This window comes from Nocardioides ultimimeridianus (genome assembly GCF_054777895.1).
The window spans coordinates 1-12,503 of record NZ_BAAHAB010000006.1 but is presented as its reverse complement, the minus strand read 5'-3'; the positions used below and the strand labels follow the sequence as shown (position 1 = coordinate 12,503).

Here is a 12,503-nt window from a genome sequence, read left to right as displayed (position 1 = left end):
ATGACCGCCATGGAGCGCGTGGTCATCATCGGTGGGGGTCCCGGCGGCTACGAGTCGGCGCTGGTGGCCGCCCAGCTCGGTGCGCAGGTGACCGTCGTGGACAGCGACGGCATCGGCGGCTCGGCGGTGCTGACCGACTGCGTGCCCAGCAAGACCCTCATCGCGACCGCCGAGGTGATGACCGACCTCAGCCACGCGCGCGAGCTCGGCATCATGGTCGAGCCGGCGCGGGTGGACCTGGCCCGCGTCAACCAGCGGGTCAAGAGCCTCGCCCTCGCCCAGTCGGTCGACATCGAGGACCGGCTCGCCCGCGAGGGCGTCACGGTCGTCCACGGCCGCGGCCGGCTGGACGGTCCCTCGCGGGTGATCGCGACGGCGCCGGACGGCACCACGACGTCGTACGACGCCGACGCGGTGCTCATCGCCACCGGTGCCGCCCCACGGACACTGCCCACGGCGCAGCCCGACGGCGAGCGGATCCTGACCTGGGAGCAGGTCTACGACCTCGACGAGGTGCCCGAGCACATGATCGTGGTCGGCTCGGGCGTCACCGGCGCCGAGTTCGCCAGCGCCTACCAGGCCCTCGGCATCCCGGTCACGCTCGTGTCGTCGCGCGAGCGGATCCTCCCCGGCGAGGACCAGGACGCCGCCCAGGTGCTGGAGGACGTGGCCACGCGCCGTGGCATGACGGTCCTCGGCCAGTCCCGGATGCAGTCGGTCGCCCGCGACGGCGATGTCGTGACGGTGACCCTGGCCGACGGCCGCGAGGTCACCGGCTCGCACTGCATCCTGGCCCTCGGATCGGTGCCCAACACCGCCGGTCTCGGCCTGGAGGAGGCCGGCGTCCACCTCGGCGACGGCGGCTTCGTCGAGGTCGACAAGGTCTCGCGGACCTCCGCCCGCGGTGTGTACGCCGCCGGCGACTGCACCGGCGTCTTCATGCTCGCCTCCGTGGCGGCCATGCAGGGCAGGATCGCGATGTGGCACTTCCTCGGCGACGCGGTCGCGCCGCTGGACCTGCGCGACGTGTGCTCCAACGTCTTCACCTCCCCGGAGATCGCCACGGTCGGCGTGACCCAGAAGCAGGTCGACGCGGGGGAGGCCTTCGCCGAGGTCGTCCTGCAGCCGCTCGCCACCAACGCGCGCGCCAAGATGCAGGGCATCACCGACGGCTTCGTGAAGCTGTTCATCAGCCCGGGATCGGGCCGCCTGCTCGGCGGCGTGGTCGTCGGCCCCCGAGCCTCGGAGCTGATCCACCCGGTCACCCTGGCGGTCACCGAGCGCCTCACCGCCGACGAGTTCGCCAACACCTTCACGGTCTATCCCTCGATCAGCGGCTCCATCGCCGAGGCGGCCCGAAGGCTGCACCAGGCGTGACGGATGGCAGGATCGACCCATGCGCGTCCACCTCGGCTGTGACCACGCCGGTCTCGAGCTCAAGTCGCACCTGACCTCCTGGCTGACCGAGCACGGCTACGAGCCGGTCGACCACGGCCCGTTCGTCTACGACGCTCTGGACGACTACCCGGTCTTCTGCCTGCGTGCGGCCGAGGGTGTGGCCGCCGACCGGGCCAAGGGCCTGGACAGCCTGGGCGTCGTCATCGGCGGCTCCGGCAACGGCGAGCAGATCGCCGCGAACAAGGTCAAGGGCATCCGAGCGGCGCTGGCCTGGTCGGAGGAGACCGCGGCCCTGGCGCGCGAGCACAACGACGCGTGGGTGGTCGCCGTCGGCGGCCGGATGCACACCCTCGAGGTGATGACCCGCCTGGTCGAGGTCTTCCTCACGACCGCCTTCACCGGCGAGGAGCGGCACACCCGCCGGATCGCGATGTTGTCGGACTACGAGACGACCGGCGAGCTCCCTCCGCTCCCGCCGTCCGCGGTCGATGCCTGAGGGCCACACCCTCCATCGACTCGCCCGCGAGCTGACCGACGTCTTCGGGGAACGTCGGGTCCGCGTCAGCAGCCCGCAGGGACGCTTCGCCGAGTCCGCGGCGCGGCTGGACGGCGGCCTGCTGCTCGATGCCGACGCGTGGGGCAAGCAGCTCTTCGTCCGCTTCGACGGCGAGCGCCTCATCCACATCCACCTCGGGCTCTACGGCAAGCTCGACGTGCACACCGACGCGCCGCACGCACCTGCCCCGGTCGGTCAGGTCCGGTTGCGGCTGCACTCGGAGACGGCGTACGCCGATCTGCGCGGTGCCACCACCTGCGCCCTGGTGACCCCCGCGCAGCGCGACGCCGTGGTGGCGCGCTCGGGGCCCGACCCGCTCCGGGCCGATGCCGACCCGGGCCGGGCCTGGGCGCGGATCAGCCGGAGCAGCACTCCGATCGGGGTGCTCCTCATGGACCAATCCGTCCTCGCGGGCGTCGGGAACGTCTACCGTGCTGAGGTGCTCTTCCGCCACCGCATCCACCCGCTGCGCCCGGGCCGCACCCTGCGGCAGGGGCAGTGGCAGGCGATGTGGGACGACCTGGTCGTGCTGATGGCCGAGGGTGTGGAGACCGGACGGATCGACACCGTGCGCCCCGAGCACACCCCGGAGGCCATGGGGCGGCCGCCGCGCGTCGACGACCACGGGGGCGAGGTGTACGTCTACCGGCGTACCGGACAGCCGTGCCTGGTCTGTGGTCGCAAGGTCAGCACCGACGTGCTGTCGGGGCGCAACGTCTTCTGGTGCAGCCGGTGCCAGCCGGTCTTCCGCTCGCGGGCGACCCGATGATCGGGGAAGGTCGCCGCTGGTTCGCCAGCGAGCGCGGCATCCTGGTCGTGCTCTGCCTGGCATCCGCGGCCGCCCTGACGGCGATCGGACTGCGGCCGGACAACGTGCCCATCAACCTGGTGTTCGTGCCGATCGTGCTGGCGGTGCTCCTGCTGAGCAACCGGCTCCTGCAGTGGTACGCCGTCTACCAGCTCGGCATGCTGGGCGCCGCGGTGGCGCTGCAGACCAACTTCACCACCCGCACCATGGTCGGCATCCCGATCATGGTGCTGCTCACCGTCACGGTGTTCGTCGTCGCGCGCGGACCCGGACGTCTCGGAGTCGGACGGATGAGAGGCGAGTCGATGTTGGTCGACCTGCGGGACCGGATCCTGGCCCAGGGCGAGATCCCGGTGCTCCCGGACAAGTGGCTGGTGGACTCGGCGCTGTCCTCGGCCGGAGGCTCGCCGTTCGCCGGCGACTTCGTGGTCGCGACGCGGCGCGACGAGGGACACCGGCTGGAGCTCGCGGTGGTCGACGTCTCGGGCAAGGGCGAGGCTGCCGGCACCCGGGCGCTGCAGCTGTCCGGGGCGATGGGCGGCCTGCTCGGCGCCCTGCCTGCGGCAGACTTCCTCGGTGCCGCCAACGACTACCTCCTCCAGCGGGTGTGGGAGGAGGGCTTCGCCACCGCGGTGCACCTCTCCCTCGACCTCGAGAGCGGCGCCTTCGAGGTGCGCGGGGCCGGGCACCCGCCGGCGGCCCAGCGGCACGCGGGCTCCGGGCGCTGGCAGATCCTGCACACCGAGGGTCCGGTGCTGGGTGTCCTCGAGGACGTCTCGTACGACGCCTGCCACGGCCGGCTCGGGCCCGGCGACTCCCTCGTCCTCTACACCGACGGCATGGTCGAGGAGCCGCGCCGCGACATCGAGCTCGGCATCGACGCGATGCTGGGGGAGGCCGAGTCGCTGCTGCGCGGCTCGTGGGACGGGCTGGCCGCCCGCCTCGTGGCGGCCGTCGGCTCCCGGGACGACGACCGGGCGCTGCTGGTGGTCCACCGGCGGCCGTGACCGGCGTACCGGCTGGTCGGGGCGACAGGACTCGAACCTGCGGTCTCCTGCTCCCAAAGCAGGCGCGCTAGCCACTACGCTACGCCCCGCGAAACCGCCTGTGACCTGCGACGATGCCGCTCGTCGGGCAGGTCCTGGCGATCTCTCGAGGGGATGACGGGAATCGAACCCGCGTAATCAGTTTGGAAGACTGAGGCTCTACCATTGAGCTACATCCCCGGAGGATCCGTCGCCGGATCGCGTGCTCATCCTTCCACACGCCGCGACGCGATCCCCAACTCGGTACGCACGCGGGCAGCCCGCCGTCCCGGCGCCCACCTGCCCCCCACATGCAGGCGGGCGCCGTCGCTCCATTCCATCGGCCGCGGGCCGTCCGGAGCCAGCGGAACCGCGGTTCCCGGACGAAGTCCGGACGCCTCCGGACGCGCCCACTAGGCTGATCGGCGCCGTACCGGACGGTGGCGGGGCCGGTGGCAGTGACGGGGGAGATCGATGGCGTCGACGGAGCCGGAGCCCGCCGAGCGGCGGCGCTGGGACCCGCTCGTCGTGCGACTCCAGGAGCGCCGAGCGGCAGCCGGGGACCCGTCGTACGGCGAGATCGCGGAGCGCGTCTCCGCTGCCCGCGAGGCCGCCGGCGCCACCCCGCACGCGGCCCGCCTCGCCAAGAGCACCGTGTACGACGCCTTCCGGCCGGGCCGCGCGCGGATCAACCTCGACCTCGTCGGTGAGATCGCGGCCGTGCTGGGTGCCGAGCCGGCCGAGGTCGCGGCCTGGATCGAGGAGTGCACGCGGCGCGAGGGGCCGGAGCCCATCGATCCGGTCGAGGCTCCGGTGGCGGCTCCCTCGCCGCGGGCCATCGCCGTCGTGCTGCTCGCGTGCCTCGGCATCAACCTGACCGGGCGGTGGATCGTCGACCTGCTGCACCTCCCGATCTACCTGGACATGGCCGGCACCGCGGTCGCGGCGCTCGCGCTCGGACCCTGGCTCGGCGCCCTGCTCGGCGGGACGACCAACGCGGCCGGCGCGCTCATCAGCGGCTGGCAGTCGCTGCCCTTCGCGGTGGTGAACGTCGCCGGGGCGCTCGTGTGGGGGTACGGCGCCCGACGACTCGGTCGCGATCTGCCCCGCTTCCTCCTGCTCAACATCCTGGTCGCCCTCACCTGCTCGTTGATCGCGGTCCCGATCCTGGTGCTCGTCTTCGGCGGGTCGGTCGGGGCCGGGCAGGACACGATCACCCAGACCTTCCTCGACCTCGGCGACGGGCTGCTCGCCGCGGTCGGATCGTCCAACCTGCTGACCTCGGGGGCCGACAAGCTGATCAGCGGGTTCGTCGCCCTGGTCGTCGTGAGCTCGCTGCCCGCGGGCTTCCGCCGGCTCCTCCCGCTCGCCCAGAAGCTGCACGACTGACGGACCCGCAACGGTCGGCTGGCAGGATCGCGGCCGTGGAGCACTGCTCGGTCCTCGCGGCCGCCCGGGACGAGTCGATGGTCGGCACGGCGTTCACCGAGCGCGGCCTGCTGCTGGTCGAGCAGCCCGGCGCCTGGGGCCGGCAGGGGCTCGCCGACTCCGAGCTCGACGCGGCCGTGGCCGCCGAGCTGCAGCGGCGTGCCGACGCCGCCGACCTCCGGCTGCTGGCCGTACGCCGTCCGGACGGCGCCCCTCGCGAGGCGATCGCCGGTGGGCGGTCCTGGGCGGTCCGCCCGGCCGGGTCGACCACCACCTGGTGGGGTCGGTACGCCGCCGACACCGACCTGCTCGGCGTACCCCTGGACGGGTCGGTGGGGACACCGGCCCAGGAGCCGACGTACCTGGTCTGCACCCACGCCAAGCGCGACGTGTGCTGCGCCCGCTTCGCGCGGCCGATCGCCGCGGCGCTGGCCGAGTTGCGGCCCGGGCGGGTGTGGGGCTGCAGCCACACCGGCGGGCACCGGTTCGCGCCGGTCGTCGTCGCGGTGCCGGCGGGCGGGGACGCCGTGCTCTACGGGCGGGTCACAACCTCGGACGTCGCCGACCTGGTCGGGGCCACCGAGGCCGGCCGGGTGCTGCCGGGACTGCTGCGCGGTGTGAGCGGGCATCCGGCGTACCTCCAGGCGGCGCTGGCGCACGCCCTCGCCGTCCACCCGGTCCCGGCCGACTGGGCCGTCGAGGGCGCCGACGCGACAGGTGAGGGGGAGTGGCGGGTCCTGCTCGCCGGACCCCTACGGCTGGACCTCGTCGTGCACGCGCGCACCAGCCTCGAGCCGATGGTCAGCTGCGGCAAGCCCGAGCCGTCGGAGCAGACCCACTACGCGGTCTCGCCCGCACCATCGCCCGCACCGTCGGCCGCGGAGTCCACGGCACCGCGCTGAATCGTTGGGCCGACACCTACGCGGGTAGTGTGAGCCAGTCTGAATCACCGGGGCGTGACCACCTGACCACCCCGCCCACCGACCAGTAGGAGATCACCTGTGAAGAGCGCCGTCGAGACCTTGAGCCCGACCCGGGCCAAGCTGACCGTCGAGGTGCCCTTCGAGGAGCTCAAGCCGAGCCTCGACGCGGCGTACCAGAAGATCGCGAAGCAGATCAACGTCCCCGGCTTCCGCCGCGGCAAGGTCCCGCCGCAGGTGATCGACCGCCAGGTCGGCCGCGGCGTCGTACTCGACGAGGCCGTCAACGACGTGCTGCCGAAGGCCTACACCGAGGCCCTCCAGGAGAACAACCTCACCCCGCTCGCGCAGCCGGAGATCGAGGTCACCAAGCTCGACGACGCCGAGGGCCTGGCCTTCACCGCCGAGCTCGACGTGCTGCCCGCCTTCGAGGTCCCCGCGTACGACGGCCTCGAGGCCTCCGTCGAGGACATCAGCGTCTCCGACGAGGACGTCGAGGAGCAGGTCCAGGCGCTCCGCGAGCGCTTCGGCACCCTGTCCGACGTCGAGCGTGCCGCCAAGGACGGCGACTTCGTCGTCATCGACCTCGCCGCGACCCAGGACGGCGAGGCCGTCGAGGGCGCCGAGATCAGCGGCTTCTCCTACCAGGTCGGCAACGGCGGCATGATCGACGGCCTCGACGAGGCCCTCGTCGGCCTGTCGGCCGGCGAGTCCGCCACGTTCACCTCCCAGCTGGTCAACGGCGACGCCGTCGGCCAGGACGTCGAGGTCGCGGTCACCGTGCAGCAGGTCCAGGAGCAGGAGCTCCCCGAGCTCGACGACGACTTCGCCCAGGACGCCTCGGAGTTCGACACCCTGGCCGAGCTCAAGGACGACGTCCGCGAGCGCCTGACCCGTGGCCAGCGGCTCGAGCAGGCGGCCGCCGCCCGCGATGCCGTCCTCGAGGCGCTGCTGGAGAAGGTCGAGATCCCGCTGCCCGAGACCCTGGTCACCGAGGAGCTCAACTCCCGCCGCCAGTCCGTCGAGCAGCAGCTCGCGTACGCCGGCATGAGCCTCGAGGCCTACCTCGAGGACGAGGGCCAGACCCAGGAGGAGTTCGAGGCCGACCTCGAGCGCCGGGTCCGTGACTCGATCGCCGCGCAGTTCATCCTCGACGACATCGCGGAGAAGGAGGAGCTCGGCGTCGACCAGAACGAGCTCACCCAGCACATGATCCGCCGCGCCCAGCAGTCCGGCCAGGACCCGCAGGAGTTCGTCAACCACATGCTCGAGCACAACCACGTGCCCGAGATGGTCGCCGAGATCCGTCGCGGCAAGGCCCTCGCCCAGCTGGTCGAGGGTGCGGTCGTCAAGGACGCCTCCGGCAACGTCGTCGAGCTCAAGACGCTGCTCCCCGACGGCACCTACGCCGACCCAGCCGCCGAGACCGCCGAGGTCGAGGAGACCGACGCGCCCGAGGCTGCTGCCGAGGAGACTGTCGAGGCCTGACCTCACGTCGTACGACGGCCCCCTCGCCTGTGGCGGTGGGGGCCGTCGGCCATTTCACGGGGTCAACCCGTGAATTAGGCACCCCGCCCGATCAGATCGAGTGCACAAGTGTGCACCGAATCGGCTACGCTCACCCCATGACCAACCCGCCCGGCCCGACCGTCCTCGACGCGCTGTCCCTGGGAGCCCAGGCCGCCAACGAGGTCATCGTCGACACCGTGCGCGACACCCACACGGCCGTCGCGCGTCGCATCCACGGCCTCGTCGGCAAGGTGGCCGGCCCGGCCGCCGCCCCGGTCGAGGTCCTCCACCTGGGCATCGCGGGAGCGGTGTACGCCGGCATCGGTCTCACCCTGCGCGGCGCCAGTGTGGGGTTCGATCGGGCGGCGGCCGCCGGCCTGGGCCCGCTGCTCGAGGAGACCCCGCGGGGCCGCTTCGTCAACGCGGCGGCCAACGGGCTGATCGGCGATGAGATCCTGCGGGACCGTCCGCAACTGGCGATCCCGATGGCGGTGCGCCACGAGGGTCGCGACGTCGACCTTCACGACCCGGCCGCGGTGCGCGGCGCCTTCCCGGACGCGACCGGCCAGCTGGTGGTGTTCCTCCACGGCCTGTGCGAGAACGAGTCGTACTGGTCCTACCACCGCGACCGCACGGGCACCACGTACGCGGAGACGCTGGCCCCGCTCGGCTGGACCCCGGTGATGCTGCGCGCCAACACCGGCCTGCCGCTGCGCGAGAACGGCGTCGCGCTGGCCTCGCTGCTGCAGCAGGTCGTCGACGCCTGGCCGACCGAGGTCACCCGGATCGCGCTGGTCGGCCACTCGCTCGGCGGGCTCATCATTCGCGCGGCCTCGGCGGTCGTGGCCGACGGCGACGCCCCCTCGCCGTGGACCCGCCGCGTCACCGACGTGGTCACCCTGAGCACGCCCCACCTCGGATCCTGGTTCGCCGTGGCGGCCGACCACGCCAGCCGACTCTCGGCGAAGGTGCCCGAGGTCGCCGCGCTGGGGCGGATCATCGACCGGCAGGCCGCCGGCATCCACGACCTCATCGAGGGGCTGGGCGAGGACGTCCCGGCGCTGCCGCACGCGCGCTACCGGCTGGTGACCGCCAGCCTGACCCGGTCGCGCCGCCACCCGGTGGCCCTGGCCATCGGCGACCTGCTGGTGACGCCGCGGTCGGGCGCGGGCCGCGATCGCACCCGCGACCTCTTCCCCGACGGCGAGGTCCTCCATGTCGGGCGCAGCGACCACTTCTCGGTGCTCAACCATCCCGAGGTCGCGGACGCGCTGGTGCGCTGGCTCCGATGAGCAGCAGCATCTGAGTAGCGCTGCGCAGGTACGCCGGCGCAGTCCTCGCGACGCTGGTGGCATGAACTCCGACACCGTCGCCCCCATCCCCGGCACCCCGGCCGCCTCCGGTTACGGAGCCCGCGTCATCGCCGTGGTCTCCCTCCTGTTCGCGCTCGTCGAGGCCGGCTTCGCCGCGCTCTGCTGGGTCGACGCCGCGCAGAGCACCGATGACGAGCTGTTCGGGAGCCTCGGCTACTACCTCGCGGCGATCATCGGCGTGCCCGCGGTCATCGCGATCGTGGCGGCGGCGGTCAGCCTGACGCTCCAACGGCACCTGTCGGCGGCCTCCCTCACCGCCGGCGCGAGTGCCCTCGCCGCGTTCACGCCCTTCCTGCTCTTTGCGGTCATCCTCGCTTAGATCCGTCCGCCCCCGGGCCCGTCACCGCAGCAGCGGTGGCGGGCCGTTCTGCGTCTACTGTCCCGGCTTGCGGTGCAGGGTGTTCCTGTCCGGGTCGCCACTCGTGGCCAGCCGCTTGGCCCAGCAGTCACCCGGGCCGCGGTGCTGGCTGCGGCACCACCGGTTGACTGGTGGTGCGGTCGGCATCGAGTCACCGCTGAGGGTCACCCAGAAGCCCGCGCTCGAGGGCCCGTAGCTGCCCGGCCACTCGGTGCTGAACACCAGGAGGGCGTCGGGGTAGCGCGAGCGCAGCCGCAGGTGCAGGGCCAGGATGTCGGAGTAGCTCGCGTACACGATGCCGTCGTCCTGGGTCCCGAGCTTCTTGGCGGACAGCTGGGCCGTCCAGTCCAGGGCCTCGACGGCCGGCTTGTCGCGGGCCGCGATCCGCTTCAGCGCCGCCAGCGCGTTGTCCTCGTCCTGTTGCGCGGTGGTCGCGTCCGGATCGCCGTCGGCGGTGGTGGGGACCGTCGGATCCTGCCCGTACGACGGGTCCGCGGGCACCGTGCCGGGCTGGTTGCCGGGGCCCGGCGTGCACGGCACGTGGATGACCGTGCCCCCACCGGTCGCGGCGTCGTCGATCGCGTCCTGGATCTGCCGCTGCGGGGCGGTCGCGTTCTCGAACGGGTAGGTTAGGGTGAGGTCGACGCCGCCGTCCGGGACCCAGTAGGGCTCGCCGGAGAAGTCGAACCAGCCGGACAGGTAGTCCTGCCCGTCGACCTCGAACGGCACGCTGAGCTGGCTGTCGCTGAGCCACTGCCCGCCGGGGCACACGGCCGTCACGCGGTAGGTGATGGAGATGCCGCCGTACTCCGACGCGGAGCGCACCGGGGTGAAGGTGGGCGGGCTCCCGCAGTCGGTGACGTACGACGTGCCACCATCGCTCGGCGCCGGCGACGCCCCGTCGGCCGCGGACTGGGGGAAGCCCGACCATCCGCGGACCCGGTGGTAGTTGACCACGGCCATGCCCTGGCCGGCGACGACGGCGCCGCTCAGCGAGCCGTCGTCGCTGAGGCCGGCGATGTCGCGCGACCACACGACGTCGCCGTCGCTGCGCCGCCGCACGGTGAGGGTCGAGGGGGTGCCGTCGGACTCGGAATCGACCGAGACCAGGGCGTCCCGGGTCTCGGCGGAGGGGTAGAGCTGGGTGTCGGCGGTCCACTCGGTGGTGCCGTCGGCGGGGTCGATCACGGTGGTGGTGCCCGAGCCGTAGCCGGAGCTCTGGGCCAGGAGCAGCTGGCGGCCGTCGGCCGTCCACGTCGGTGTCGTGCCGTCGAAGTCGCCCCGGGACCAGACCGCCGCTCCCGTGCCGAGGTCGTAGAGCCCGTCGCCGATGCCGATCCGGCCGTTCACGACCGTCCGCGACGTGGTGGTGCCGTCGTTGCCCGCCGGCGCGGACCAGGTGTAGCCGGCGGCGCTGACCGCGGGCGTGCCGTCGCGGGTGACCGTGGTGGTCTCGAACTCGTTGTCATCGGTGGTGATCGTCCACCCGGCGTCGACGGTGAGCCATCCGCTCCTGGTCCGGGTGTCCGATGCCTGCTGGAGGCCGTCGGTGGCGAACGCGACGGTCCGGAACCGCGGGTAGCCGTAGACGATCAGGTCGAGGAGGTCGCCGTCCAGGGACATGCCCAGCCCGGTCACCGAGCTGTCCCACCCCCGCAGCGCGGCGACGTCGGCGGTCGCGGTGCGGGTCAGGTCGGCGGTCGAGTACGCCGCCAGCTGGTGCTGCTGCGGCGACCCGGGAACGTCGATGACGGTGTAGAAGGTGCCGGCCGTGCTCAGCACCGGGGCGTCGTAGCTGAAGCTGTCGGCGGTGGTGGCGAGGACCGCGCCCGTGGCCGGATCGAGGATCTGCGCCCCGTGCTGGTCGGCGCACAGCAGGTGGCTCGGGTCGAGCAGCCAGCAGGGCGCCATGCCGCTGCCGTCGGACACGCGGTCGAGGTCATGGCTCCAGGCGATGCTGCCGTCCAGGCTGTCCAGGGCCACGAGGCGGCCCTGGCGCCGGTTCGCGACCTCGGCGAGCAGGTAGGGGCCGATCGGCATCAGGTCCGGGTTGAACAGCTCCCCGTCGTACCACCCGACGACCGGTTGGAACTCGGCGTGGGGGAGCAGGTCCGACGCCTTCACGTCCCACTGCTTGCGCGGATCGCCGAGCAGGGTGAGGCCGTTGTCGATCGAGCGGCTGCGGACCGCGAGCCGGTCGCCGTGCGTGCCCTGGCCGCGGACCAGGGTGAAGGTGACCAGGCCGCCGAGGACCAGCGCCAGCACGACGACGACGGTGCCGAGCACGAGCAGCGGACGCCGCGACGGGGGCGACGGGGGCGCCGTCGGCGGGGGCAGGGGAGCCGACGGGGCCGGAGGAGACGGAGGCGGTGGAGGCGGCAGGGAAGGCGAGGGTACGGCGGCACGGACCGGCGTACCGCACGCCGTGCAGAACGCGACCCCGTCGACCCGCTGCCCGCACTGGACGCAGAACCGCTGCACCACGAACCCCCCGTTGCACGGTCATGGAGATGACACAGCGGACGCTAGCGGCGCACCGTCCGGCGCGGGGGCGGATTCGGGGAACTACTCCGGCTGCAGCGCGATGTCGGTGCGGTAGTCGCCGTGGACCCGGATCCTCTTGCCGGCACACGCGTCCCGGTCGAGGTGCTGGGTCCGGCACCAGGCGAGCGTCGCGGCCTTGGTGGGGAAGACGTCGCCGGTGATCGTCGCGTAGTAGCCGCCCAGCTGGTAGGAGCCCCACTCGCCGGTATCGACCAGGAGGGCGTCGGGGTGACTCGCGAGCAGCTGCTGGTGCAGGGTCCAGATGTCCAGCCAGTGCCAGACCCGGCCCGACGCGTCGACCGTGCCGTCGGTCTTCGAGGTCAGCTGCACGGTCCAGGCGCCGTGCAGCGCCAGCACCGCGGCCCGGTCCCGGGCGGCGAGGTCGCGCAGGGCCACGGCCGCGGTCGCGTCGTCGGTCGGGTCGGCCGCGGCGGAGGTCGTGGGAGTGCTCGGCGACGTGGCCGAGGTGACCGAGGTGGTCGCCGGGGTCGCCGGGGGTGGCGTGGTCGCGGCCGGCGCCGGGGACCCGGCCGCCGGTGCGGGCTCGGGCGCGGTCAGGTGGCGGACCAGGCCGAAGGCGGCCA

Annotated in this window: 11 protein-coding genes and 2 tRNA genes; 9 read left to right on the top strand and 4 right to left on the bottom strand. The window is 72.9% G+C overall.

Going from position 1 to position 12,503, the window contains the following annotated elements; all coding sequences use genetic code 11:
* The first annotated feature begins 9 nt into the window (after nt 1–9).
* From ACYU8V_RS06410 to ACYU8V_RS06395, 4 genes are read left to right on the top strand one after another with little or no spacing between them, the layout of a single operon-like run.
* Nucleotides 10–1,377, top strand: a complete 1,368-nt coding sequence (locus ACYU8V_RS06410; protein WP_460846019.1) for an NAD(P)H-quinone dehydrogenase — start codon at nt 10–12, stop codon at nt 1,375–1,377.
* Nucleotides 1,378–1,396: 19 nt separating this feature from the next.
* Nucleotides 1,397–1,894: a ribose-5-phosphate isomerase gene (locus tag ACYU8V_RS06405; protein ID WP_460846017.1), complete on the top strand. Its 498-nt coding sequence runs from the start codon at nt 1,397–1,399 to the stop codon at nt 1,892–1,894.
* Entirely contained in the window at nt 1,887–2,723 is an 837-nt protein-coding gene (locus tag ACYU8V_RS06400) for an Fpg/Nei family DNA glycosylase (protein ID WP_460846016.1), read from the top strand. Before ACYU8V_RS06405 ends, ACYU8V_RS06400 begins: the two co-directional genes overlap by 8 nt.
* The gene (locus tag ACYU8V_RS06395) at nt 2,678–3,769 is read left to right on the top strand and encodes a PP2C family protein-serine/threonine phosphatase (protein WP_460846015.1); all 1,092 of its coding nucleotides are present in this window, start codon (nt 2,678–2,680) and stop codon (nt 3,767–3,769) included. The genes ACYU8V_RS06400 and ACYU8V_RS06395 overlap by 46 nt, the downstream gene beginning before the upstream one ends.
* Before the next feature lie 13 nt (nt 3,770–3,782).
* Here the strand turns inward: ACYU8V_RS06395 and ACYU8V_RS06390 are convergent.
* Nucleotides 3,783–3,858 (bottom strand) — tRNA-Pro (locus ACYU8V_RS06390).
* Nucleotides 3,859–3,917: 59 nt separating this feature from the next.
* Nucleotides 3,918–3,988 (bottom strand) — tRNA-Gly (locus ACYU8V_RS06385).
* Between the two features lie 273 nt (nt 3,989–4,261).
* Here ACYU8V_RS06385 and ACYU8V_RS06380 point away from each other — a divergent pair.
* The 5 genes from ACYU8V_RS06380 to ACYU8V_RS06360 all read left to right on the top strand — a co-directional run bounded on the left by ACYU8V_RS06380 (nt 4,262) and on the right by ACYU8V_RS06360 (nt 9,336).
* A complete protein-coding gene (locus ACYU8V_RS06380) occupies nt 4,262–5,176 on the top strand; it encodes an ECF transporter S component family protein (protein WP_460846013.1) in 915 nt (304 codons plus the stop codon).
* Nucleotides 5,177–5,211: 35 nt separating this feature from the next.
* Entirely contained in the window at nt 5,212–6,117 is a 906-nt protein-coding gene (locus ACYU8V_RS06375; protein WP_460846012.1) for a sucrase ferredoxin, read from the top strand.
* A gap of 99 nt (nt 6,118–6,216) precedes the next feature.
* Nucleotides 6,217–7,623: a trigger factor gene (gene tig / locus ACYU8V_RS06370; protein ID WP_460846010.1), complete on the top strand. Its 1,407-nt coding sequence runs from the start codon at nt 6,217–6,219 to the stop codon at nt 7,621–7,623.
* Nucleotides 7,624–7,760: 137 nt separating this feature from the next.
* Nucleotides 7,761–8,936: an alpha/beta hydrolase gene (locus ACYU8V_RS06365; protein WP_460846008.1), complete on the top strand. Its 1,176-nt coding sequence runs from the start codon at nt 7,761–7,763 to the stop codon at nt 8,934–8,936.
* 61 nt (nt 8,937–8,997) lie between these two features.
* Nucleotides 8,998–9,336 (top strand): hypothetical protein, encoded by a 339-nt coding sequence (locus ACYU8V_RS06360; protein ID WP_460846006.1) that lies wholly within the window; start codon nt 8,998–9,000, stop codon nt 9,334–9,336.
* Between the two features lie 54 nt (nt 9,337–9,390).
* On the opposite strand, the gene ACYU8V_RS06355 is transcribed toward ACYU8V_RS06360, so the two are convergent.
* Complete coding sequence (locus ACYU8V_RS06355) at nt 9,391–11,859, bottom strand: hypothetical protein (RefSeq protein WP_460846005.1); 2,469 nt, start codon at nt 11,857–11,859, stop codon at nt 9,391–9,393.
* An 81-nt stretch (nt 11,860–11,940) separates the two neighbouring features.
* Nucleotides 11,941–12,503 (bottom strand): hypothetical protein (locus tag ACYU8V_RS06350; protein ID WP_460846002.1); only part of this gene is annotated, 563 nt, incomplete at its 5' end.